Origin of the sequence: Clostridium sp. CF012, from assembly GCF_018861755.1 — a bacterium.
Lineage (GTDB): Bacteria > Bacillota > Clostridia > Clostridiales > Clostridiaceae > Clostridium_AD.
Genome location: NZ_JAHLEF010000007.1, coordinates 153,501 through 178,749, shown reverse-complemented (window position 1 = coordinate 178,749; position 25,249 = coordinate 153,501). Strand labels below are relative to the sequence as shown.

Below are 25,249 nucleotides of genomic sequence, written 5' to 3'. Positions count from 1 at the left end.
TATGTTAAGGGGGTAATAATATGGCTAAAAATGTTAGAGAAATGTTAAATGATTTTGTGGGTGGATTACAGGCTTTAGGCGAAACTAACGGTGAACATGTAGGCGCATTTATGAACTTACTTGGTACAACATATAAACCAGGTGCGTTAGATACAAAGACAAAGGAATTAATCAGTGTAGGTATTGGAGCATACAATCGTTGTGAATACTGCATAGTATTCCATGTTTATAAGGCATTTGAGGCAGGTGCAACATCAGAAGAAATAATGGAAGCAGCTATGGTTTCTGTTGCTTTTGGTGGTGGGCCTTCAATGGCTTATAGTGTAACCTTACTTAAGGATTGTATTGAAGAATTCAAAAATGATTTTACTAAATAACCTAAATAAAGCAGTTATGCTGCATGGTTAGTAAGGTGGCGCAAGCTACCTTATTTCTTATTTTGGAAAGGAGATAAAAGAAATGATTATAGATGTTAAGGTAGAGAAATCTACAGATAAGAATGCAGAAACAAAAATAATGAGAATCTTAAAAAATGTGGGAGATTCCATTATGGTGAATGATGGAATCTTTGAGGTGGAAAGTGGAAAAGGTACAAGCACCATTACTTCAAAAGCTCAGGGGATTATTGAGAGCATTAATGTAAAAGCAGGAGACACAGCTAATGCAGATACTATACTCGCAAAGATAAATGGGGAGCAAGCGCCTAAAACTGCAAATACAAATAGCAATACCTTTAACTATTTTCAAAATTTGATTAAGCCAGTAAAGCTTCAAATGGAATGTGACATTACAATAGTTGGGGGGGGGCCTGGTGGATATGTAGCTGCAATTCATGCTGCTAAATTAGGAGCAAAAGTTATATTAATAGAAAAAGAAAAATTAGGTGGAACCTGTTTAAATTGGGGGTGTATTCCTACTAAAACACTAGTTAGGTCTGCGCAGGTTTTCGATACCTTAAAACGTGCGGAAGAATTTGGATGCTATGCTGAAAATATTGGGATTAGCATGGAAAAAGTAATAGCAAGAAAAGATAAGGTTGTTACAGAGCTAGTTCAAGGTATTGCGTATTTAATGGATAAAAACAAGGTAAAGGTTATTAATGGAACTGGTGAAATCCTTGATAATGAAACTATAATAGTGAGAAGTAATACACAAGAAGTTACTATCAAAACAAAAAATATTATTATTGCTACAGGTTCTAAATCAGCAGTGGTACCAATTGTGGGTATTGAAAATAAAAATATAATTAATAGCAGCCAGGCGCTTTGTCTTAAAGAAGTTCCAAAGAATCTGGTAATTGTAGGCGGTGGTGTTATTGGGATGGAGTTTGCCTATATTTATGCTAGCTTTGGTGCTCAGGTTTCAGTGGTGGAATTTATGGATCAATGTCTTATAAGCTGTGATGATGATATATGTGAAGAAAATAAAAAAAGTGCAGAAAAAAAAGGAATCAAGCTATATACTGCTGCAAAGGTAGAAGAAATTTGTGAAGCTGAGAATAATGAATGCATAGTTCATTTTATACAGGACGGCAAAGATAAATATATAACAGCAAATAAAGTGCTTTTATCTGTTGGAAGAAATCCATTTATAGATGGGTTAGGATTAGAAAAGATAGGAATCGAATTAAACCAAAATAAAAAGGGAATTATGGTTAATTCTAAAATGCAAACTAATATTTCTAATATATATGCCATTGGAGATGTAACAAACATTATGTTACTTGCTCACGCTGCCTCTCACCAAGGAATAGTAGCTGTAAACAATATAATGGGTAAGGCTTGTGATATGGATTATACAGTAGTTCCTAGCGCAATTTTCACGGATCCTGAAATAGCCATGGTGGGGATAGGAGAAAAAGCAGCAAAGCTTCAGGGAATAGAAGTAGAAGTAGGTGAATTTCCATTTTCAGGTAATGGAAAAGCGAAATCTTATGGAGAAAGTAATGGCTTTATTAAAATAATAAGAGATAAAAACACAGAAAAATTGATTGGTGCAAGCATTGTGGGTCTGCATGCTACAGATTTAATTGCAGAGCTCACTCTAGCTATTAAGAATAATTTAACAGCAGAAGCAATAACTGAAACTATACATGCCCATCCTACTACAGCAGAGGTAATTCACGAAGCAGCATTGTCTTTAGAAGGCGGAGCAATTCATTTTGCGTAATAATGGACAATCACTTAAATAATCTCCATTTCTTCATAATATCTACATATCCTTAGGCTATATTAGAATCATAGATAGTTTAGGAGGTGATGTTATGTTTGGACTTACTTTAGCTAAATGTATTCATGCATGTGGCATGCAGGTCCAAGAATTAGTAACTTGTATAAAAACGATGATGAATATGTAGATAAAATTATTATAAATTCATAAAAAGGCTTGTGATTATTCATATCACTAGCTTTTTTGTATTTGAAAAGAAAAATTGATATTTTAGAAAAAATAATAGGTTTTCAAATTCTAGATGCATATTGATAGATTAATTAAAGATGGGTATAATTACTACAAGTTACTAAAAAACTTTAGTAGTTTTTTATATCATAGAAAAGCGGAATTTTATACAGACATATGAGGAGAGTTATATGAAGAATTCGGAAGTGCTAAAAAAAGAGTTAGAAAGAATTGATGGAAAAAGCTATAGGTTGTATAAGGAGTTAGAAGGGGAATATGATTTTGGGAATTATATACTTAGCATAGATCATGTTCAAGGTGATCCATTTGCTTCCCCATCAAGAATTAGAGTGATAGTAAATCAAAATATTGCCATGTTCCCAAAGGGAATTTTTGATAATAAAAACAAAAATATTGCAGTAGCAGATTACCTAACAAGAGAGTTTTATTCTAATATAAATAGATCCTCGGAAAGAGTTCTTGGATCTGGAAAGAGCGGATTAATTGCTATAAGCAAATGTCCACAGGAGATATTAAATAGAACTTCAATAATTATAGATGAGGATAAAATAGAAGCAAGGTTTTACGTTGGGTTTCCAGCAAGAGGTAGAAGTGTTTTATCAAGAGAGCTCCAGAAAATTTTATATAATGTAATACCAAACATAGTCGAAAAAACTTTAATATATAGAAATATTAATAGTGAAAATTTAATAAATAGAGTTAAGCTTATAGAAGATCAAGAATATATAAGAAGCGAGTTAAGTAATAGAGGACTAGTTTCATTTGTAGCAAATGGAGCAGTGTTACCTAGGGAAAGTGGGATATCTACAAAAGCATTAAGAGGAGGTATTGCATTTGTTTCACCAAAGGAATTAGAAGTAGAGTTTGATACGAAGAGCCGCGGCACAATTTGCGGCATGGGTATTAAAAAAGGTATAACTCTTATAGTAGGTGGGGGATATCACGGTAAATCCACATTGCTAAAAGCATTAGAACTTGGAGTTTATAATCATATCGAAGGTGATGGTAGGGAGTTTGTTATAACTGAAGAATCTGCCTTAAAAGTAAGAGCAGAAGATAGTAGATGTGTAACTAAAACAGATATATCACTATTCATAAGTAACCTACCTAACGGGAAAGATACTGTAGAATTCTGCAGCGAAAATGCTAGTGGGAGTACCTCGCAAGCGGCGAGTATTATAGAGGGAATAGAAGCTGGTACTAAGATATTTTTAATTGATGAGGATACCTCAGCTACTAATTTTATGACGTGTGATGACTTAATGCAAAAGCTAGTTTGCAGAGAGAAGGAGCCAATAACCCCATTTATAGAAATAGTTAGACCACTATATAATCAAAAGGATATTTCTACAATAATAGTAGTGGGAAGCTCAGGAGATTACTTTGACATTGCAGATTGTGTAATACAAATGGATAATTATGAGGCGGTGGATGTAACAGAAAAAGCTAAAAATATAAGTAGCGGTCGTATTATAAAAAGAATCAATGATAGAAATTTAAAAGTAGATATTTTATTTAACAGACGAGTTAAAGCTGGAACTATTAAAGTAGAAGAAAAAGGCGTCAAAATCAAAACATTAGGTTTAGACTCAATAAGTATAAATAGAGAGGATATAAACCTGAGGGGTGTGGAACAAATAGTTGACACTGAGCAATTAAATTCTATAGCTTCAATTATGATATGGTCAGAGGAGAATATTATGAATAAGGGATTAGGCTTTGAAAGTATGGTGGATAATATAATTAGTCATATAGAGAAAAATGGGTTATTATCTATAGATAGATTAAAAGGTGGAAGTGGAAGTCTAGCCATGCCTAGGAAACAAGAAATAATGGCAGCCTATAATAGATATAGAAATCTAAAAATATAATCATTTAAATATTATGAATAAGAGAGGCGAAAAAAATATGGCATTGTTTAATAATAAAAACAGAGATGCTGATGGGGTTAAAAATCTTTATACTAATGCAATAGCCCAGAATCAGCTTCCGAAAGACGAATTACCTGATAAAATTTCGGACCCCACAGTGATCAGGCAATTGATTCACGATGAGCTATTTATGGATGGAAACGCTCGTCAAAATCTAGCAACCTTTTGTACTACATATATTGAGGATGAAGTTCGCAATCTTATGGATTTGTCAATTAATAAAAATATGATAGATAAGGATGAGTACCCGCAGACTGCTGAAATTGAACATCGATGTGTGAATATATTGGCAAATCTTTGGCATGCACCTGGGAAATTGGACACCATTGGGTGTTCAACAATTGGATCTAGTGAAGCTGCGATGCTTGGTGGGCTGGCACTTAAATGGAAGTGGAGAATGAGGCGTGAGGCTGAGGGCAAATCTACCAATAACCCTAACATTGTATGTGGACCTGTACAAATATGTTGGCATAAATTTGCACGATATTTTGATGTTGAGATTAGAGAAATCCCTCTAATTCCAGATGAGCTAGGTCTGAAGCCAAATCAATTAGTGGATTATTGTGATGAGAATACAATCGGAGTAGTAGCAACTTTGGGAAGCACATTTACCTGCATTTATGAACCAGTGGAGGAGATTGCTAAAGCCCTAGATAAAATTGAGAAAGAAACCGGCTATAATATCCCTATTCACGTAGATGGAGCTAGTGGAGCATTCATTGCACCATTTATACAAAAAAAAATTAAATGGGATTTTTGTATTCCTAGGGTTAAATCTATTAATGCCTCAGGTCATAAATTTGGCATGGCACCACTTGGTGTTGGGTGGATTATTTGGAGAGCGTTGGATGACTTGCCTGAGGAATTAATCTTTAATGTTGATTACTTAGGAGGACAAATGCCAACCTTTGCACTAAATTTCTCCCGGCCAGCTGGTCAAATCATTGCCCAATATTACAAGTTTTTACAATTGGGTCATGAGGGCTACACTGCAATTCAGAATGCCTGTGCCGACACTGCCCAGTATTTAGGCGAGGAGCTTGGGAAAATAGAACTATTTGATATATTATATGATGGTCATGATGCAATACCTGCAGTTTGCTATGCTCTAAAGGATGAAGGGGAAGCTGGATTTTCACTTTATGATCTTTCTGATCGCTTAAGAATGCATGGTTGGCAAATTGCATCATATCCACTCCCAAGCAATCGAGATAATTTGACCGTGCAACGTATATTGATTCGTCACGGGGTTAGTCGTGATATGATATTTTTGCTCCTTCGTGATTTAAAAAAGGAACTGGAGTATTTAAAGAATAATTCAACCATAAATTGTTGCAAAAAAATCAGTTTTCATCATTAATTAATAGCAAGTAGAGGTAGTAAAATAATAACTCCAAACACTTAGGAGTAAACTAGGTGTTTGGAGTTTCATGATTTTTTTCAAAGTTTATTCATAGTCACTAATATTAAGTATGGATTCATCCTCGAAAAATGTATTTGTATTATAAAGCATTAAAACATCTGTGATATTATAGTCTTTAATTAGTGTATTTACATCATCTGAGTAATATCTTAAATCCACAACTACGATATCCCTAAAATTAGAAGTCAAAAATGGTATAAAGCAGTTAGCATATGAATCCTTAATAACTAAAAGCTTTTTAGCACTATTGCTCATAGTGCTTATTTTTATAATAGGATGATTCCCGCCTAAAAATGTAGAGTATTTATCTTTAGTATTTAAACTGCTGGAATTATATAAACTGGCTGACTTTTTTTTCTCTTCCAGGTAATTGATTAATACATCTTCGGGATTTTTAGGCAAATATACATTAATTGCATCGCTATCAATATTTTTAACTCCAGCTCTTGAGTAAAGTGTTCCGTAGAATTCATTGTTAACCTTTTTAATATTATATGAACTAGCCTCTTTGGGTGTTATTCCTGAACTCTTGCAAAATTCCAAGTAAGCATAATATGCACCTTCTGAGGTCCAATGGTGGTCAGTTTTATAATAAATGTATTTATCTTTATTTTTATTTAAAGTATCAAACACATTTATTGTTTTTATAGATTTATCTAATCCAGAATAAAATTTATTTATATACTCAAGTTGATTATCTACTGGAGCAAATTCAGGCAATTTATCTTGTAGAACTTTTATTTTGTTTGGAACTAACATAATATATTTAGATAATTCCTTATTTCCACTACTAAAAGTGTTTATTGCTTTTAATTTTTCCTCTAGATTGTCTTTGTCAGGCCTTTTGAACTTAGCTATTAGGTATTTATCATCGCCTAAATATACTTCGTTATTTTCTTTTTTTCCACTAATTATTTCGGCACTTGATTTTACATTTATCCAAAAGTTTCTCAGTATAAATTGATCAGCCATATACTTTTCATATTTTGAAGTAAATTTGTTATACAACAAATTATCTACCGAAAATTTTGGCTTGCTTTTAAGCTTTCTATTCTCCTGCTCGGAAAACCCTTTGTCGGGAACTATAATATTTAATATCATTACACTAAATATAAACAATAAAAATATTAGTGTTAGGGATTTTATATATATATTATTGTATTTTCGTCTTCTATTGTTATATTCCATTTTTATTATCACCTTTTTTCTAAAATCTAAAGTATAAGAAGGGATTAAAGCTCTGATTTACAAGGTATGCAGTAGATAGAAACAGTATAAAAATATGACTTAAAGCCATAACTATAGCGCCTCTTGCATTAAAACGATTTTTAAGTTTTTTATGAAAATTGTAAACAACTGGTGTTGCACAAAAGATTGCTATTACAAATAAGATTGTGTTTGTATAAAAATAATATACAGCGGCACTATCAGTAAAAGCATTTCCACTAAGGCCAAACATTATTTTTATATAATTTATCGCATCGATTAACTTATTATTATCGAAAATTACCCAACCAACTAAAACAATTATCATAGTATATAAATTTGAAATACACTTAGGAAGTCTTTCTAAAAACTTTCCTAAAAGCGTCTTTTCTATAAATATGAAAAAGCCGAAATATAACCCCCAGAATATAAAATTCCAGCTAGCACCGTGCCATAAGCCTGTTGCAAACCAGACTACAAACAAGTTTCTGAATTGTTTTCTTGAAGAAACTCTGTTACCACCTAAAGGAATATAAAGATATTCTCTAAACCAACTCCCTAAGGATATATGCCATCTTCTCCAAAATTCAGTTACACTTTTAGATATGTAAGGATAGTTAAAGTTTTCAATAAATTCAAATCCTAGCATTTTCCCAAGTCCTATTGCCATATCAGAATATCCACTAAAATCAAAATATATTTGAAGAGTAAAGGCTATTATTCCAATCCAAGCGGAAATAACAGATATGTTTGAAAGTTCAGTAGCCTTTACGCTTGTCCAAACTATTGCTATATTGTTAGCGATTAATACCTTTTTTCCAAGGCCTATTATAAATCTATCTACACCTTCTGAAAATTGCTCGATATTTTCTTTTCTATTTTTTAATTGGATGAAGATATCGTTGTATTGTACTATGGGACCTGCAACTAGCTGTGGGAACATAGTTACATATGCCCCAAAATCTATTATGTTTTTTTGAACCTTTACTTTGTTTAGATACACATCCACCACATAGGAAATAATTTGGAAGGTATAGAAGGATATCCCCACAGGTAGTGGAAGTTTTTCAATAGATATATTTAAACCGAATAGTATATTCATATTATCTACCAAAAATCCAAAATATTTGAAAAAAGCCAATATTCCTAAATTAACTACCAGTGTATTTATAAATATTACCTTTGAAAGTTTTTTTTGTTTTCTATATTTATGTATAAGCAAAGTGCTTATATAATCAAATATTATAGAAAAAATCATAAGACCTATGTATACGGGTTCTCCCCAGCCATAAAATATAAGGCTTACCACTAAAAGGGTAAAATTTCTTATTTTCATTGGGGAAATATAATATATAGTTAGAGTTAAGGGCAAGAATACAAAAATAAATATTAAACTACTAAAAACCAATTTCAGTCACTCCACCTCAAGTTGCCTTTTTATTTGAAGCTGTCATTAACAGCCTTTGTTATCTTGTCTACATCTTTAGATACAATTAAAATGAGATAATTTCCTTTTACTTCTAAATTGTGATTTTCCAAAAGATCATACTGGTCTGGACTATAATCTTTAAAGCTGTTGGATTGTCTCTCAATTATTTTTTCGAAGTTTTCTAATAAGTCATCCATATCGTCTTGACTTTTAACCTTTAATATGAGAATTTGATTTGCTTCCATATTGGTCCTTGGAGCAAATAGCGCAAAATCCTCAAGACCTTTAGTGCTTGTAGAATAAAGCTTTCTGAGCTTTGTTTTATTACCTTTTTCCATTGGTGATAAATCTGTAACCTTTTGAACGTTAGCTATAATTTCAGGTATTTCAGGACTTTTAGTTTGAATGAATGCACACCCTTGAAATATCCCAAAAGTAATAGTGACTAAACTTAAAATTAAAACTTTCTTTTGTATATTTTTAAACATCTTCATGTCATCATCCTTATGTATATAATATTAATCGTCTAATTGATTTCTTAAATAATCTAACCATAAACCATAAAATGTTACTGTGAAATGCATACCATCTGGCTCATATAAATCATCTCTATCTTTAGCAATAGATCTTATATCTATATAATGCACATTCTCTTGCCTAGCAACCTCAATTATTTTTTCTTCGAATTTATCTATTCTATCTTGTGAAAGACTTTTATCTGTCTGCTGCACTTTAGCTTCTACAGGCGTAATTGATTGAAGGTATATTTCAACACTCGGTACCTTTTGTTTTATGGCTTGTATAAGTTTAGTATAGTTATCTTTAAAAGCATTAGGACTTTCAAAGCTTTTCAAATCATTCATTCCATAAAGTATAAATACTCTTTGGGGATTAATGCTTAATAAGGTGCTTACAGCTTGTTTAGCTTGTACCAGATTTACTCCTTTTTTAGCTAAGACAGAGGATTTATTCACTATGTTATAAAAGTCTAAACCTTCAGTAATGGAATCCCCCATAAAAACAGAACCCTCAAAGTAAAGTTTATTGCTTATATCATTTAAATTATCACCACCTTTTTCATCAGTTAGCTTATGATTTTCTAATATTCTTTTCTCCACAGTGGCAACATCTACACTCTCTAGCTTTTGCAGAATAATATAATTAGCTTCTATTGTTTTTTTTTCTTGCTTATTCTTTAAAAAGGACCTTAGAAAAAAACAGCAGGGGATTAATATTATTAATCCTATTAAAATACTCAGTTTCGTTTTCTTGCCATTGCTACTCATAATCAATACCTCATATAATTTTATAGTATATATTGATGCAAATTATCTTGCACCCATGTATATTATATAGAGGTTTTTGAATAAAGTTATTACAAAATAGTTAATTTTAATATAAAAAGGTATGTATCTCAAGGGTTAGAACAATAAGCAAAGTAATATTAAGTTCTATTCTCATATTTTTATTCGGAAAATAAACAAACCAGATACCATGCTTTGGTATCTGGTCTAATCTTTAATATTGCATCTTTGATAATGATTTAATTTGTAAATTTAAATTATTGCTAACTGTCCTCAGTATTATGCTCATTCAGATAATGAGTGTGAACAAAGCCAATTGTTTTAAACATATCAACATATTTATAAGGACTTTGAAGCAAGATAAACTCCATATTATCATTTTTTGTGGCACTTTTTAATGCTTCAATAACTGTAGCTCGTCCAATTCCCTGGCTTCTCATGGAAGGCTTAACAGCCCAAAAATACAATCCTATACAATCGTTATCTAATTTACTGAATGCTGTTGTAGAAACTATTTCTCCATTTAAAATCCCATTATAAAGAGTATAGTCATTTTCAATATTTGAAACGGCATTATATACTATATCTTTAAAGGTGATTTTTTTATTTTCATCAATTTCAAGAACATCTATAAAGATTCCACTCCATGTATCTATCATTTCACTATCTGTAACTTTTTCAATAGTAAATCCCTCTATTTTTTCATATTCATTATTAAAGATGTAGGATGGAAGGTACATACAATTAAGCTCTTTGTCATCAGTATATCTAAAACCTTCAATGGTTTTAATGTGATTACTTCTGCTTTTGTTGTTTTCCTCTATGAGCTCCTTTGGTGTTCCTTCAATTATTCCAAACCAATCTGAATAACCATATTTTACAAATCCACACCTTGCTGCAAGACCAGGTGACATATTATTTGCTTCATTTATTTGAAGAAAAGGTATGTTTCCTAGTTTCGTAATTTTTAGCGCAAGGTCAATTGTTGTTTCAACTGCATAGTTATTTTTTCTATACTCCTCCTTTGTGAACATTATTCCCATGCTATTATCATTGTGAATAAGTACCCATGAGGCAATATCTCCATTAACATATATTGCGGAAGAGGGTCTATGAGATATATCTTTTTCAATAGTTTTAAGGCTATCAGGATTTCTATAGGTGTAAAAACTATCAACTACCGCTGCATCTTTTATATCAATAGAGCTTACAGGATTTTTTATAAGACTTAAATCTAAATTTTCCTTTGGAAGGTAGTGCAAGGCACATCTACTTTCCCAGGCAACTAAATATCTTTTTCTTATCTTGTCGGCAAGTGGTCTGTTTAAACCTGAAAATCCATAAAAATTGTCTCTAAACAATGTTTCGAGTACTTCATCTAAAAACTCATCATCTTCTGTATATATGTAGTTAAAATATTCGTGTCTTACAAGTATCCCCCTGGATAATTGTTCATCATCTACATATATTTCCGCCTGTGGTTCATTTTCTATTATGCCTATTATATTTAAATTCACAATCTTATTTTGGTTTAAGTATTCCATAATTGCTTGTGATGTTTTAGTTTTTACTATCATATAATTTTCTCCTTCCATCTATTGGTTTTAAAATATACTATTATAATAACTGCCTCAATTACAACTGATAAAGATACGGCAGCCCACACACCATTTGTACCCATATTAAATGTTCTTGCAAGGATATATGCAATGGGAAGCTTTAAAACTACGTTTGCAGCTATTGAGGAAATCATAGGTGGGAATGTATCACCTGACCCTTGAAAAGCTCCTCCATAAATGGTTGTGTATATTACAAAAACAAGACCCACATATACTATCCTTAGGTACTCGGCTCCCGTTTTTATTACTAATGGATCCTTGATAAAAAAACTCATTATCTCTGCTGGAAAAATCAAATAGGGTATTGAAAATAAAACCATATTAAAGGCCGCCAGTTTTAATCCTTCTTTAATAATTTTATCGCAGCCATTTATATCACCTCGTCCGAGACTTTGTCCCACCATTATTGAAATGGCAGTTGAAAGACCAACAAGGAATATGAAAGTATAGTTAAAAAGCTGTCCTCCTATTCCAAAGGCTGCTGCAGCCTCTCTACCTCCAACTGTATACACTAGTGTGAACATAAACATTCCGGTAATAGGTCTTGCAAGTTGCTGCAAACATGCAAAGCTGCCTATTTTTAATATTCTCATACTGTTATCTAGTTTTAAATTCATACTTAATATAAATTCCTTTAGACTAGAGCCGTATATTTTCCGAGTAATAACAACGGTAATTGCAAGGGATGAAAAAACCATAGATATAACTGTTGCAATAGCTGCACCTTTTATTCCAAAATGAAATGTGAACATAAAAATCGGATCAAGTATTGCGTTTATTACATTAGATATTCCAAAAATGATGAGTGGAGTTAATGTATCACCCAATGATTGTAGGATAGTCCTTAAGACTGAATTTAAAAATACAAATATTGTTCCAATAAAGACAACTGATAAATATTTTTCTGTTAGAGCGGCTACATTGGGCTCTGGATTAAAAATTAATTTGATTATGCTTTCTGTATTTAAGAAACAGATTATGCTAAGTAAAAGTCCGAAAATAAGTGATAGAGTAAATGATTGTCCACTAAAAGCTTTAACTGCCACCATATCCCCCTCACCATAGCTTCTAGAAACAAGAGCTATGGTTCCAGCTGTTACAAGAGTAGATATAACAAAGATTACACTGGTAGCTGAATTAGATAGTGCAGCAGCTGCAGCTTCATTTGTGCCAAGCTTTGCTATGAAATATGTATCAACCGTTCCTAAAAGACTTTGAAGTATCATTCCAATCATAATAGGCCATGAAAGTATGAAAATTTTCTTGATATCCTCACTGAATTTTTTATCTGTTATTTTTAATATATTCTTACCCATGGGCACTCTCCTTTCTGAATTGTTTCACTTTCTTAACATTATTTACCTCCAGTTTTTATTCGCCAAATCCCACAATTCTGTACTCATATTATATTACAATTATATACAAAATACCAATACTATAACTAAAATAGAAGTATAGTAATAAGGGAATCAAAAGTGGAAGATTCAAAGATTCTCTCTTTTAGTATTGCAAGAGCTGAAAAAATATTCTATACTATCACTATAACTTAATAAAAAATTATCTAAGGTACCTTTTAAAGATTTAATAGGGAAAGTGGCCTAAATCCACTGCAGCCCCACTAATGTACACAGAGACAAATCATAAAATCTTTTACTCGACCTTTTGTAGGTGGAGTATTTTTATTTACTCAAATTTACGGTGTAATAATGAAACGTTAGAAGGAGAGATGAATATAATGGGAAAACTAAAAAATGGATATGTGCAAATTTATACAGGAAATGGTAAGGGCAAAACAACTGCAGCTGTAGGACTAGCTGTCCGTGCAGCAGGAAATGAATACAATGTATTTATGGTGCAGTTTTTAAAAGGAAGTAAAACTGGCGAACTTGAAAGTGCTAAAAAACTGGCTCCCTATTTTAATATATTTAGGTTTGAGAAGAAAAGAGGTTTTTTTTGGACATTAAATTCTGAGGAAAAAATTGAATTAAAAGAAGAAATACAAAAGGGATACGAATTTTGCAAACAAGCATTAAAAGAAGAAAAATGCGATATACTTATCATGGATGAGGTAATGGGAGCATTGAACAATGGACTAATAAGTGAAGAACAACTACTAGAATTAATAGATAATAAACCTTACAATATAGAATTGATTTTAACAGGAAGAGATGTACCTAAAGCTATAATAGACAAAGCAAACCTTGTAACTGAGATGAAGGACATTAAGCATTATTTTAATGAAGGAGTTCCATCTAGAGAGGGGATAGAATTTTAATTATTGCAATTAATAAAAATATACTCTATAATAACATTAATAACTTAATAAGAAATTATCTAAGGTACCTTTTAAAGGTTTAATAGGGAAAGTGGTCTAAATCCACTGCAGCCCCCGCTACTGTACACGGAGACAAATCCATACCACTGGCAAGCGCTGGGAAGGTTGGAGGAGAGTGACCCGCAAGCCAGGAGACCTGCCTAGATGATATACAGCTTTATCCTACGGAGGGAAGGGATTGCAATTATATATGCTATTTTTTTGCATTATATTGCTTTCACATGGGATGTGAAGGCATTTTATTTTTTATAAAATCTTTTACTCGACCTTTTGTAGGTCGGGTAATTTTATTTTTTTGGATTATATCGTTCTAAATTTAATAGAGAGGGGTAAACAAATGAAAGGTATATTAGTTGTTGGACACGGAAGTAGGTCAAAGGAGGCCTTTGAAGTTTTTAATAAGGTACTAGATAATTTTAGGATGAAGGTAGAGGACAATGTGGAGGGGTGTTTTATGGAGTTATGCGCTCCCAACATTCCGGATACAATTGACATTATGTATAAAAATGGGATTCGAGATATAATAGTTGTTCCATATTTTCTTTTTTTAGGAATTCATATGAAGGAAGATGTTCCTGAAATTTTGAAAGAGATTAAAGCTAAATATGGAGATCTTAAAATATCAATGGCAAGACCAATTGGGTACAATAATATAATTGCAGATATCCTTAAGGAAAATGCGGAAGGAGAATTAACATGTATATAAAAATACCTATGGACATAGAAAATAAAAGCATGGAGATAATTGAAACGCAGCTTGGGGAGCATAGCCTCAGCCCAATGGAACTTAAGGTCGTGGAAAGAACAATACATACCACGGGAGATTTTGATTATAAGAACATAGTGAGTATAAAATCAGGAGCAATAGAGGAAGGCCTTAAGGCAATAAAGGGTGGGTGTAGAATTGTAACTGATACAACCATGGTGCTTTCTGGAATAAACAAAAGGGCACTTGAAAAGTTAAATTGTAGAGTGGAATGTTTTATTGGACACGATGAAATATTTAAAAATGCAAAGCTAAAGGGAATAACAAGATCTATGGCATCTATGGATTTTGCAGCAAGTGAAGATGTTGATATTTTTGTAATAGGTAATGCGCCCACTGCCCTATATAGAATTGGTGAGCTTATAAATGAAAATAAAGTGGCGCCAAAGCTTATTATTGGAGTACCTGTTGGATTTGTTGGGGCTGCAGAATCTAAGGAGTATATTAGGGGCTTTGATATACCTTCAATAACAACAATAGGCACAAAGGGAGGAAGTAATGTGGCAGCATCCATAGTAAATGCATTAATATATATGGCCAATGAAGGCTTGCGAGATGAATGACCACTATATAATAAAATATGGAAAAAGTCTTAGATGTGGATATACAACTGGAAGCTGCGCAGCTGCGGCAGCAAAGGCTGCAGCTAAAATGTTAATAAGCAGAGAAAAATTAGAGGACATAAGTATAGATACTCCCGCTGGAATTGTGCTTACTTTGAAGCCTTTGGACATTCACATAGGGCATGATTATGTATATTGCTGCATTATAAAGGATGCAGGAGATGATCCTGATTCTACGGATAAAATAGAGATATATGCAAAAGTGAGCAAACGTGATGATTCTAAAATTGTTATTGATGGTGGCGAGGGTATAGGCAGAGTAACAAGAAGTGGTTTTTGGGGAAAGAGTGGCACAGCGGCAATCAATCCTGTTCCAAGAAAAATGATTGCAGATGAATTATTAAAGGTATCAAATTGTGGTTTTAATGTATTAATATACGCACCAAAGGGCAGAGAAATAGCTAAAAAGACCTTTAATTCAAATCTTGGAATAATTGATGGTATATCCATAATTGGAACAAAGGGAATAGTGGAGCCAATGTCCGATGAAGCGCTTAAAAAGAGTATTTATATAGAAATTGATGATGCTTATGACAAAGGAATAAGGGAAATAGTACTATTCCTCGGAAATTATGGTGAGCAGGTTGTTGAAGACTTAAAACTTCAAGGGGCTAAAATAAAAATATCAAACTTTATAGGTGATATGCTTCTTTACTCTAAAAACAAGGGTTTTAATAAAATAACACTTGTAGGCCATATTGGAAAGTTATGCAAGCTTTCAATAGGAGTCTTTAATACACATAGTAAGATTTGCGATGTTAGAATTGAAGCTTTTATTTATTATCTTGCTTTAAACAGTGCTCCTCTTGAGTTAATAAATTGTGTTAATGAATGCAAAACTTCGGAAGAGGCACTTAAGCTTATAATAGATAATAATTATCCTGTTGTGATAAATGAAATGATAGCAGGCTGCATTGATAGAATTAAAAAATATCTTAAGGATGAGGATAATGAGTATTGCATCCATGTAATTATGTACTCAATGGATTATGGAATACTGGGGGTGAAGTTATGATTAAAGTTGTTGGTATGGGGCCAGGAAATATAAATTATCTTACAATGGAAGCAATAAATGCAATAAAATCTGCAGATAGGGTTATTGCCTTTGGAAGAATAGCTAGCACTGCAAAAATCCTAGTAAAAGATGTTATTGAAGTAAATAGGGTCCAAGAAATAATAGAAAACCTAGATGTGAAGGTGACTACAGCGATACTTGCCTCGGGGGATCCTTGTTTTTTCGGTATAATAGATTACTTAATGAAGAAGGATGTTGTAATAGATGAAGTAATACCAGGAATTTCTTCATTCCAATATATGATGACAAAATTAAAAAAGAGTTGGCAGGATGCCCTACTTATAAGTCTTCATGGAAGGGACGAAAGTCTTGAGGCGGTTATTAAAAGTAGGCTATCAGTAATACTTACGGATAGCAAGAATACTCCTAATTTTATATCGAAAAAATTATATGATATAGGAGTAAGCGGGAAAATGTATACAGGCTACAACCTATCTTATGATGAGGAAGTTATAGTAAGCAATAAGATAGGTGACGCCATAGAAATAGCAGGAAATATTTCAGTGGTGGTGATAGAAAATGAAATGGCTTAGAGATGAGGATTTTATACGTGGAAAGATCCCTATGACTAAATTTGAGATTAGGGCCCTCACCCTTGCAATGCTTGATATATCAGATGATGATGTACTTTTAGATGTTGGTGCGGGAAGTGGTTCAATATCTGTCCAGGCAGCGGTACTTGGTGCAAAGGTATTTGCAGTTGAGAGAGAGCCTGAGGGACTAGAGCTTATTTCAAAAAATGCTGAAAAGTTTAATGTAGCTGTAGATGTCATAGGTGGAGGTGCCCCAGAGGCACTTTGCAGTATTGAAGGTTTTAATAAATGTTTTATTGGAGGAAGCGGTGGAAAACTTAGTGATATCACTCGCGCTGTAAGTCAAAAGCAACTAAGTGGTGGTCTTATTTGTGGGAATTTTATTATCCCTGATAACATGATCCAATTTAAAAATTTGTTAAAACAATTAAGCTATGAGGATATTGAGGTTAGACTTATTCAATGTGCAGTTATGGATAGACTGGGACTCATGAAGGGTCAAAATCCTGTATATATAGTTAAGGGGAGAAAAATATGAGGAAGCTTTATGGAATAGGAGTAGGGCCAGGGGACAAGGAGCTAATTACACTTAAGGGTTATAATCTAATTCGCAGTTGTGATTATGTGTTTTTGCCAAGTAGCAGGGGAAATAGTCTTGCTGGAAAAATAGTTAGTGATTATATTGTGGACAAGAAGGTTATTGAAATTGACTTTCCTATGGGTGAAGACAATGAAGAAAGATATATAAATGCAGCCATTAAAATAGATGAAACCATAGGTGAGGGTGAAGTTGGTGTATTCCTAACCCTTGGTGATCCAATGACCTATAGTACTTATTTATATTTGCTGTTTCAACTTAAAAAAATGGTTCTTAAGGTGGAAACCATTCCGGGGATAACTTCATTTAATGCAGCGGCATCAAGACTTTCATTGCCCCTTACTCTAAGGGATGAAAGTTTTTACCTTGCAGATGGGACTCTAGACGAGGAAATACTTAAGAGGGTTGACACAGTTTGCGTACTTAAGATAATAAAAAACAAATTAGATATAATGGATAAACTAACAAAACATGGGTTTGAATATGTCTGTGTGAAAAGATGTACACAGGAAAATGAAGCGTTAATGTATGAAAAATCAGAAATACTAGGCGACAACGATTACATGTCTTTGATATATGCAAGGAGGAAATAATAGTGATCTATTTTGTAGGTGCAGGACCAGGGGATGTTGATTTAATAACAGTTAAGGGAAGAAGAATTTTAGAAGCTGCAGACGTAGTTATATATGCAGGCTCTCTTGTATGGGAAGAACATTTGAAATTTTGCAAAAGTGATTTTAAAAAATATAATAGTGCCTCAATGACTCTTGAAGAAGTTATTTCAGTAATGGTAAGTGAGCAAAACAGTGATAAAATAGTTGTAAGACTTCATACTGGAGATCCATCAATTTATGGAGCAATCAGGGAGCAAATGGATGAACTTGATAAACATCATATGGAATATAGTGTTGTTCCGGGAGTAAGTTCATTTACTGCCAGTGCTGCAGCCATTAAAAAAGAATTTACCCTTCCAAATGTGAGCCAAACTGTAATAATTACTAGAATGGAAGGAAGAACACCAGTGCCACCTGAGGAGGATTTAGAAAAGCTTGCTGCCCATAAATGCTCTATGGCTATATTCCTATCAGTTCAAGATATTGAAAATGTAGTTGCAAAACTTATTAAGGGTTATGGAAGTTGCGATGTTCCAGTGGCAGTTGTTTATAAAGCCACTTGGCCAGAGCAAAAAATTATACTGGGGAAGCTTGGCAATATAGCTGAAAAAGTAAAAGCTGAGGGAATAGGTAATTTTTCTCAAATTTTAGTGGGATACTTTATAGAGGGAGAATATGAACGCTCATTATTATACCATCCTGGATTTACCCATGCCTTCCGCAAAGGTGTAAAATGAAAATTGCCTGTATTGCCTTTACAAGGAGTGGAGAAGCTATTGCAGAGAGAATAAAATACTGCTCAGATTATGAAGTACATATGTACTCCAAGGAAAATTACAAAATCAATCTAAATAATATTTTTAAAGATTATGATGGAATTGTTTTTATTTCTTCCACAGGAGTTGCAATTAGAATATCAGCACCCTTTATAAAAAGTAAGCAAGTTGACCCTGCAATAGTTGTAGTGGATGATCTGGGAAGATACTCAATAAGCCTTTTGTCAGGACATATTGGTGGGGCGAATGAGCTTGCAGACAGCATAGCAGAGTGTCTTAAATGCCAAGCAATAATTACAACAGCTTCAGATGGTAGAGGAATAGAAGCAGTTGATATGTTTGCAAAAGGAAATAATCTTTTTATTGAGAGTTTTGACGATGCAAAAAAAATAACTTCTATGATGATAAACGGAGAAGCTATAAAACTTGAATCTGAAATTGAAGCTAAAATAGGATATACCAATATTGTTAAAAATCATGAGGCAGGAGCAATATTTATCTGTTCAAAACTGGATATTAATTATGATAAACCTAGCTGCATTTTAAGACCTAAAAATATCACCGTAGGAGTAGGTTGCAGACGTGGGAAGACCATGGACGAGATAATTCCTGCTATAATGAGAGTATTTATTGATAATGATTTAAGCATAAATAGTATAAAACAAATTGCAACCGTTGATGTAAAGCAGGATGAAAAAGGCATAATAGACGCTTGTCAGTATTTAAATTGTGAAATGGTGGTAATTTCAAGGGAAGCTATTAAAGTTGTTCAGGATAAATTTAATAAAAGTGCATTTGTTGAAGACATAATTGGAGTATCTTCCGTATGTGAGCCCTGCGCATTTATTGCTGGTGGAGAAATAATAGTTGGTAAAACTGCAATAAATGGGATAACAATTGCTATCTCTAAAGGAGGGAAATAATGGCTAAACTTTACGTAGTTGGTATCGGTCCTGGTGGGCTTGATAATCTTACATATAAGGCAGCGAACGTTATAAAAAAATGTGAAGTGGTGGTTGGATACAAATTTTACATAGAACTGGTGAAAGAGATAATAGTAGGTAAGAAAATTATTTCAACTGGCATGAAAGGTGAGATAGAAAGATGTAAATTGGCCCTGCAGGAGGTTAGAAATGGACTTGATACCTGCATTATAAGCACTGGAGATCCAGGTCTTTATGGCATGGCTGGGTTAATACTTGAACTAGCTTGTGATATAGAAGTTGAGGTAATTCCTGGCGTTAGTGCAGCCTTTTGCGCTGCAGCAGAACTGGGTGCACCTATTATGCATGACTTTTGCACAATAAGCCTCAGTGATTTACTTACACCTTGGGAGCTTATTGAAAAAAGGCTGCATTCTGCGGCAAGTTCTGATTTTGTAATAGCTTTATATAACCCAAAGAGCAGGGGGCGAAAAACCCAAATAGAAAGAGCAATTGAAATAATAAGAATGTATAAGAATGGAGAAGTTCCAGTAGGACTTGTTAAAAATGCAGGTAGAGAAGGTAATGAGAGAAAAATAGTAACTCTTGCCACTGTGGATTTTGAATTTATAGATATGATGACAGTTGTACTAATTGGTAATAGCAAAACCTATATAAAGGATGGGAGAATAATAACCCCAAGGGGGTACAATCTTTGATATGGATTATTGGAGGAACCACAGAAAGTACTATTTTAATATCTAAGATTAAGGGAAAGCTTAAGTATATTATATCTGTTGCAACATATAGTGGTAGCGAGGTAATAGATGATGTAGATGAGAATATTGTGGTTTCTAGGATGAATTATGAGGCAATGCTAGAATTTATTAAAATACAAAATATCGAAACTGTAATAGATATGTCTCATCCCTATGCAATAGAGGTAAGCGAAAATGCACAGCTCGCCTGTAAAAAAAACAATATAAAATACTTGCGATTTGCACGTAAAAAAACTGAGTTTGAGAATGTTGTTTATGTAAATTCAGTATCAGAATGTGTTGAATTTTTAAAAGGAGTCCAGGGGCATGTTTTATTTACAACTGGGATTAAGAATATAAAAGATTTTGAGAAAGTAAAAGATAAGCATAGGTTTATATATAGGGTGCTTCCAACAATTTTTAGTATTCAAGAGTGTGTAAATAATAATATTAAAATGAAGGACATTATTGGTATGCTAGGACCCTTTTCAGAAGGACTTAACATTAGTATATTCAAGGAATATAATGCGGATTATGTTGTTATGAAGGATAGTGGACACATTGGAGGAACACCACAGAAAATAGGAGCTTGCTTTAAATGTGGAATTACTCCCGTAGTAATTGGACGAGAATTTGAGGATGGAATAGATGATATAGATAAATTGCTAGCCATGATTTTATGATTGAAGTAATAATGGGATTTAAAATATGCGTTTCGAGAGGTTGGGTCATGATTTGGGAATAATAATAGCTTCAAGAAAAAGTAAACTAGCACAGATTCAAACTGATCTTGTTATGAGCATGATATATCAGAAACATAAACTAAATTGCGAGAAGCTTTTACTGGATACAAAGGGAGATAGGATACTTGATGTAAGCCTAGATAAGATAGGTGGCAAGGGTGTTTTTGTTAAAGAGATTGAAATTGCAATGCTAGAGGGTCGCGCAGAAGCTGCGGTTCATAGTATGAAGGATGTGCCCTACGCTATGCCAGAGGGCTTTGAAATAGTTTCAATGCCTATTCGTGAGGATGCTCGGGACGTTTATGTATCCATGAACGGTATTCCACTTGAGGATTTACCAAAGGGTGCTAGAATTGGGACAAGTAGTCAAAGGCGTTCTGCCCAGATTATGAAACTAAGAGGGGATGCTGTAATGGTACCCATAAGGGGAAATATTCAAACTAGGGTAGAAAAAATAGAAAGAGAAAACCTGGATGGTATTATACTGGCAGCAGCTGGACTAAAAAGGTGTGGCATGGAGTGTATTATAACCCAATATCTTGATGTAGATGATTTTGTACCTGCAATTGGTCAAGGGGCACTTGGAATTGAAGCATTAAAAACAAGCCAATATACTGATATATTAAAAAGCATAGAACACCTGGAAACTAGGATATGTGTGGATGCAGAGAGAAGTTTTATGAGACGATTAAATGGAGGCTGCCATTCTCCAATTGGAGCATATGCTAGGATACAAAACGAGGATATGTATATAATGGGCGTATTTGAGCTAAACGGAAAATTTATTAAAAAAGATATATTGGGAAGCAAATATGATTATATAAGGCTTGGAGAATTGCTTGGTGAAAAGATAATAAATAATTAAGGGAAGGCGGTGCTTTTTATGTCAAAAGTATATTTGATTGGAGCAGGCCCTGGAGATGAGGAACTTTTAACACTTAAGGGTAAGAGAATTCTTGGGAAGTGTGATGCAGTTTTATATGATAGGCTTGCAAATGATGGTCTTTTAAAATATTTAAATGAAGAATGTATAATATATTACTGCGGTAAGGAACCTGGATGCCATTATAAAACCCAGGATGAAATAAATGACATGATTGTAACCCTAGCGCAGGAGGGGAAAACCGTTGGAAGAATAAAGGGAGGCGACCCATACATATTCGGAAGGGGTGGTGAGGAGGCCCTAAGGCTCCAAGGTGAGAAAATTGAATTTGAAGTAATTCCAGGAATTACCTCAGCTATTGCGGTTTTAAATTATGCTGGAATTCCTGTAACTCAAAGGGGAGTATCACAGAGTTTTCACGTATTTACTGGACAAAGCGCAGAGAAATTAGATATAAACTGGAAAAGTGTGGCTGGGCTTAGCGGAACATTGATATTTTTAATGGGAATTAAAAATATAGAGATTATAACAAATTCACTAATAGATAATAACAAGGATGCGCAGTGTCCTTGCGCTGTTATTATGAGGGGAACTACTTCAAAGCAGAAAAAAGTTGTGGGAACCCTTAGTAATATTTGCAGTAAGGTAGCAGTAGCTGGACTTGCATCTCCTTGCATCATTGTGGTTGGAGGAGTTGTTGATTTAAGTGAGAAGCTTAATTGGTATGAAAGAAAACCTTTATTTGGAAAAAATATTTGTATAACACGCTCGAAGCAGCAAAGCGAGGAAATTAGTGAGAAACTGCTTGATTTAGGTGCGCAAGTAACCGCTATAAATTCAATAAAAATAGTGGATACCTCAGAAAATTTAGTGAATTATATTAAAAAATTAAATTTGTATGATTATCTGGTTTTTACAAGTGTAAATGCAGTTAATTTATTCTTTAAATATTTAAAGGATAATGAATTTGATATAAGAAATATAGGTGGGGAATTTTGTGCAATAGGTTCTGCAACAGCCAAGGCAATAAGAGACAGGGGAATAAACCCCTTAATTATTGCAAAGCAATTTGTTTCAGAGTCGTTGCTAATAGAACTGAAAAACCATGTAAAACCCGGAGATAAGATATTAATACCTGAATCCCGGAATGCTAGAGAGTATCTAGGAGATCAACTTAGAAAGCTTAATTGCTCTGTGGATGAAGTTCCTATTTATGAAACTCAGATTGGCACACTTCAAAATGAAACTGTATTTGACAATGTGGATATTGTTATTTTTACAAGTCCCTCAACGGTGAAAAATATGATATCGATGCTGGGGATAAATAGAATAATGGAAAAAGAATGTATAGCTATTGGACCTATAACGGGCAGCGAACTCAGTTTAAATAATATTAAATATAGTGTATGCGATGAATATTCTAGTGATGGAATAATCAAAAATTTGTTGCAATTAAAAGGAGAGAAAAATGATTAACAGAAGAAGAAGATTAAGATCAAGTACCGCAATAAGGGATTTAGTAAGAGAGACAATATTAACACCTAAGGATTTTATATTCCCAATATTCGTAGTGGAGGGTGAAAATATAAAAACGGAAATATCTTCAATGCCAGGAAATTATCATTATTCAGTGGATAGACTTTATGAAATAATAGAAGAGGTACAGAAGGCTGGAATCAGGGGGATTATTTTGTTCGGACTTCCTAGCGACAAGGATGAGGTTGGAACTTCAGCGTGGACAGATGATGGAATAGTTCAAATGGGTGTAAGAAAAATAAAGGAGCTTAATAAGGACCTTTTAGTAATTACAGATATATGCATGTGCCAATTTACAAGCCATGGACATTGTGGAATAATGGACGGATGCGTAATTGATAATGATGCAACACTTCATTATCTACAAAAGATAGCTTTGTCCCATGCAAAAGCTGGAGCGGATATGGTGGCACCCTCTGATATGATGGATGGAAGGGTTCTAGCTATTAGAAATATACTGGATGAAAATAATTTTAAAAATGTATCAATAATGGCTTATAGTGCAAAGTACTCATCTGCATTTTATGGTCCCTTTAGAGAAGCAGCTCACTCTGCACCACAATCTGGAGATAGAAAAACCTATCAAATGGATCCAGCAAATATAAATGAGGCAATGTGCGAGATTGAGGATGATATAAAAGAGGGTGCTGATATTGTTATGGTAAAGCCAGCTCTTTCATATCTTGATGTAATAAGATGGGCAAGGGATAGATTTGATGTGCCAATAGCAGCTTATAGTGTAAGTGGTGAATTTGCAATGGTTAAGGCCGCAGCTGAAAAGGGACTTATTAATGAAAAAAATGTTGCCATGGAAATGCTAACATCAATAAAAAGAGCAGGTGCACATATTATAATTACTTATTATGCAATAGACGCTTGTAGGTGGCTTAAGGAAGATTAATTTTAAAATAATTGTTTAATATAATGTCACCCTCACAATTTGAACCAATGGGTTCACTGTTTAAATTAGTGAGGTGACATTAAAAACACTATAAAAAGAGGGGTTTTTTTTATGAAAAAGAAATATCAAGTTGCCTTGGGGATTTTTCTAGCACTAATGTTTATGCCTAAAAGTGCCTTTGCAATGCATATAATGGAAGGTTTTTTACCTCCATTATGGTCTATTTCATGGGGAGCAGTATCTTTGCCATTTATTATTGTTGGTTTATTTTCAATTAAGAAAAAAATAGAAATAAATCCAAGGATAAAGATGCTTATGGCAATGGCAGGTGCGTTTACTTTTGCTCTATCCGCACTTAAAATTCCATCAGTTACTGGTAGTTGCTCACATCCAACTGGAATTGGTCTTGGTGCAATACTTTTTGGACCAACTGTAATGGTTGTGATTGGATTAATAGTTCTTATATTTCAAGCCTTGTTACTTGCCCACGGAGGGATAACCACCCTTGGAGCTAATACTTTTTCTATGGCTATAGTTGGAGCATTGGTATCATATTTTTCATATAAAATGCTTAAAAAGATGAAGGTATCCCAATCAGTTTCAATTTTTGCAGCGGCTGCCCTTGGGGACATAATGACCTACGTTACAACTTCTTTTCAACTTGCCATGGCTTTCCCAGATAAAACTGGAGGATTTATAGCATCCCTTATGAAATTTATGGGGATATTTGCTGTAACTCAAATTCCACTTGCCATTAGTGAGGGGATTTTAACGGTTATAGTATTTAATCTTTTAACTGCCTATAGCAAGGATGAATTAATAGATTTAAATGTAATAGCACAGGAGGCATAAAAA

The 25,249-nt window shown here is 33.6% G+C and carries 25 protein-coding genes and 1 riboswitch; of the genes, 19 read left to right on the top strand and 6 right to left on the bottom strand.

Annotation, left to right across the window (positions count from 1 at the left end; translation table 11 throughout):
- Window positions 1–20 precede the first annotated feature (20 nt).
- From KPL50_RS09330 to KPL50_RS09315, 4 genes are all read left to right on the top strand, one after another.
- Window positions 21–377: a carboxymuconolactone decarboxylase family protein gene (locus KPL50_RS09330; protein WP_216298180.1), complete on the top strand. Its 357-nt coding sequence runs from the start codon at window positions 21–23 to the stop codon at window positions 375–377.
- A gap of 82 nt (window positions 378–459) precedes the next feature.
- Entirely contained in the window at window positions 460–2,169 is a 1,710-nt protein-coding gene (gene lpdA, locus KPL50_RS09325) for a dihydrolipoyl dehydrogenase (protein ID WP_216298179.1), read from the top strand.
- Between the two features lie 419 nt (window positions 2,170–2,588).
- Window positions 2,589–4,289 carry an ABC-ATPase domain-containing protein gene (locus tag KPL50_RS09320; RefSeq protein ID WP_216298178.1) on the top strand — a complete coding sequence of 567 codons (1,701 nt, stop codon included), beginning with the start codon at window positions 2,589–2,591 and terminating at the stop codon, window positions 4,287–4,289.
- Between the two features lie 13 nt (window positions 4,290–4,302).
- The gene (locus KPL50_RS09315) at window positions 4,303–5,709 is read left to right on the top strand and encodes a glutamate decarboxylase (RefSeq protein ID WP_253200533.1); all 1,407 of its coding nucleotides are present in this window, start codon (window positions 4,303–4,305) and stop codon (window positions 5,707–5,709) included.
- An 87-nt stretch (window positions 5,710–5,796) separates the two neighbouring features.
- Here the strand turns inward: KPL50_RS09315 and KPL50_RS09310 are convergent, their stop codons facing one another.
- The 6 genes from KPL50_RS09310 to KPL50_RS09285 form a co-directional block, all read right to left on the bottom strand.
- Window positions 5,797–6,960: a DHHW family protein gene (locus tag KPL50_RS09310; protein WP_216298177.1), complete on the bottom strand. Its 1,164-nt coding sequence runs from the start codon at window positions 6,958–6,960 to the stop codon at window positions 5,797–5,799.
- Between the two features lie 19 nt (window positions 6,961–6,979).
- The gene (locus KPL50_RS09305; RefSeq protein ID WP_216298176.1) at window positions 6,980–8,386 is read right to left on the bottom strand and encodes an MBOAT family protein; all 1,407 of its coding nucleotides are present in this window, start codon (window positions 8,384–8,386) and stop codon (window positions 6,980–6,982) included.
- Window positions 8,387–8,415: 29 nt separating this feature from the next.
- On the bottom strand, window positions 8,416–8,901 hold the full coding sequence (locus KPL50_RS09300) for a DUF4358 domain-containing protein (RefSeq protein WP_216298175.1): 486 nt from the start codon (window positions 8,899–8,901) through the stop codon (window positions 8,416–8,418).
- Window positions 8,902–8,925: 24 nt separating this feature from the next.
- On the bottom strand, window positions 8,926–9,693 hold the full coding sequence (locus tag KPL50_RS09295) for a GDSL-type esterase/lipase family protein (RefSeq protein WP_216298174.1): 768 nt from the start codon (window positions 9,691–9,693) through the stop codon (window positions 8,926–8,928).
- 281 nt (window positions 9,694–9,974) lie between these two features.
- Entirely contained in the window at window positions 9,975–11,288 is a 1,314-nt protein-coding gene (locus KPL50_RS09290; RefSeq protein ID WP_216298173.1) for a GNAT family N-acetyltransferase, read from the bottom strand.
- Window positions 11,285–12,646 (bottom strand): MATE family efflux transporter, encoded by a 1,362-nt coding sequence (locus KPL50_RS09285; protein WP_216298172.1) that lies wholly within the window; start codon window positions 12,644–12,646, stop codon window positions 11,285–11,287. Before KPL50_RS09285 ends, KPL50_RS09290 begins: the two co-directional genes overlap by 4 nt.
- 419 nt (window positions 12,647–13,065) lie before the next feature.
- Between KPL50_RS09285 and KPL50_RS09280 the strand changes: the two genes are divergently transcribed.
- The 15 genes from KPL50_RS09280 to KPL50_RS09210 all read left to right on the top strand — a co-directional run bounded on the left by KPL50_RS09280 (window position 13,066) and on the right by KPL50_RS09210 (window position 25,246).
- Complete coding sequence (locus KPL50_RS09280; protein ID WP_216298171.1) at window positions 13,066–13,605, top strand: cob(I)yrinic acid a,c-diamide adenosyltransferase; 540 nt, start codon at window positions 13,066–13,068, stop codon at window positions 13,603–13,605.
- A gap of 45 nt (window positions 13,606–13,650) precedes the next feature.
- Window positions 13,651–13,824, top strand: a riboswitch (cobalamin riboswitch).
- Between the two features lie 178 nt (window positions 13,825–14,002).
- Entirely contained in the window at window positions 14,003–14,371 is a 369-nt protein-coding gene (locus KPL50_RS09275; RefSeq protein ID WP_216298170.1) for a sirohydrochlorin chelatase, read from the top strand.
- Window positions 14,362–14,994 (top strand): precorrin-8X methylmutase, encoded by a 633-nt coding sequence (locus KPL50_RS09270; protein ID WP_253200532.1) that lies wholly within the window; start codon window positions 14,362–14,364, stop codon window positions 14,992–14,994. Before KPL50_RS09275 ends, KPL50_RS09270 begins: the two co-directional genes overlap by 10 nt.
- Complete coding sequence (gene cbiD / locus KPL50_RS09265) at window positions 14,987–16,069, top strand: cobalt-precorrin-5B (C(1))-methyltransferase CbiD (protein ID WP_216298169.1); 1,083 nt, start codon at window positions 14,987–14,989, stop codon at window positions 16,067–16,069. Before KPL50_RS09270 ends, cbiD begins: the two co-directional genes overlap by 8 nt.
- A complete protein-coding gene (gene cbiE / locus KPL50_RS09260; RefSeq protein ID WP_253200531.1) occupies window positions 16,066–16,662 on the top strand; it encodes a precorrin-6y C5,15-methyltransferase (decarboxylating) subunit CbiE in 597 nt (198 codons plus the stop codon). The genes cbiD and cbiE overlap by 4 nt, the downstream gene beginning before the upstream one ends.
- Window positions 16,649–17,200 (top strand): precorrin-6Y C5,15-methyltransferase (decarboxylating) subunit CbiT, encoded by a 552-nt coding sequence (gene cbiT / locus KPL50_RS09255; RefSeq protein WP_216298168.1) that lies wholly within the window; start codon window positions 16,649–16,651, stop codon window positions 17,198–17,200. Before cbiE ends, cbiT begins: the two co-directional genes overlap by 14 nt.
- Complete coding sequence (gene cobI, locus KPL50_RS09250; RefSeq protein WP_216298167.1) at window positions 17,197–17,853, top strand: precorrin-2 C(20)-methyltransferase; 657 nt, start codon at window positions 17,197–17,199, stop codon at window positions 17,851–17,853. The genes cbiT and cobI overlap by 4 nt, the downstream gene beginning before the upstream one ends.
- A gap of 2 nt (window positions 17,854–17,855) precedes the next feature.
- Window positions 17,856–18,611: a precorrin-4 C(11)-methyltransferase gene (cobM, locus tag KPL50_RS09245; RefSeq protein ID WP_216298166.1), complete on the top strand. Its 756-nt coding sequence runs from the start codon at window positions 17,856–17,858 to the stop codon at window positions 18,609–18,611.
- On the top strand, window positions 18,608–19,573 hold the full coding sequence (gene cbiG, locus KPL50_RS09240; protein ID WP_216298165.1) for a cobalt-precorrin 5A hydrolase: 966 nt from the start codon (window positions 18,608–18,610) through the stop codon (window positions 19,571–19,573). Before cobM ends, cbiG begins: the two co-directional genes overlap by 4 nt.
- Window positions 19,573–20,292, top strand: coding sequence for a precorrin-3B C(17)-methyltransferase (gene cobJ / locus KPL50_RS09235; protein ID WP_216298164.1), 720 nt, complete (start codon window positions 19,573–19,575; stop codon window positions 20,290–20,292). The genes cbiG and cobJ overlap by 1 nt, the downstream gene beginning before the upstream one ends.
- Complete coding sequence (gene cobK / locus KPL50_RS09230) at window positions 20,289–21,014, top strand: precorrin-6A reductase (protein WP_216298163.1); 726 nt, start codon at window positions 20,289–20,291, stop codon at window positions 21,012–21,014. The genes cobJ and cobK overlap by 4 nt, the downstream gene beginning before the upstream one ends.
- 52 nt (window positions 21,015–21,066) lie before the next feature.
- Window positions 21,067–21,939, top strand: coding sequence for a hydroxymethylbilane synthase (gene hemC, locus KPL50_RS09225; RefSeq protein WP_216298205.1), 873 nt, complete (start codon window positions 21,067–21,069; stop codon window positions 21,937–21,939).
- A gap of 18 nt (window positions 21,940–21,957) precedes the next feature.
- Window positions 21,958–23,433 carry a uroporphyrinogen-III C-methyltransferase gene (cobA, locus tag KPL50_RS09220; RefSeq protein WP_216298162.1) on the top strand — a complete coding sequence of 492 codons (1,476 nt, stop codon included), beginning with the start codon at window positions 21,958–21,960 and terminating at the stop codon, window positions 23,431–23,433.
- Window positions 23,426–24,394, top strand: coding sequence for a porphobilinogen synthase (gene hemB / locus KPL50_RS09215; RefSeq protein ID WP_216298161.1), 969 nt, complete (start codon window positions 23,426–23,428; stop codon window positions 24,392–24,394). Before cobA ends, hemB begins: the two co-directional genes overlap by 8 nt.
- A 111-nt stretch (window positions 24,395–24,505) precedes the next feature.
- Window positions 24,506–25,246 carry an energy-coupling factor ABC transporter permease gene (locus tag KPL50_RS09210; protein ID WP_216298160.1) on the top strand — a complete coding sequence of 247 codons (741 nt, stop codon included), beginning with the start codon at window positions 24,506–24,508 and terminating at the stop codon, window positions 25,244–25,246.
- Window positions 25,247–25,249: the final 3 nt, after the last annotated feature.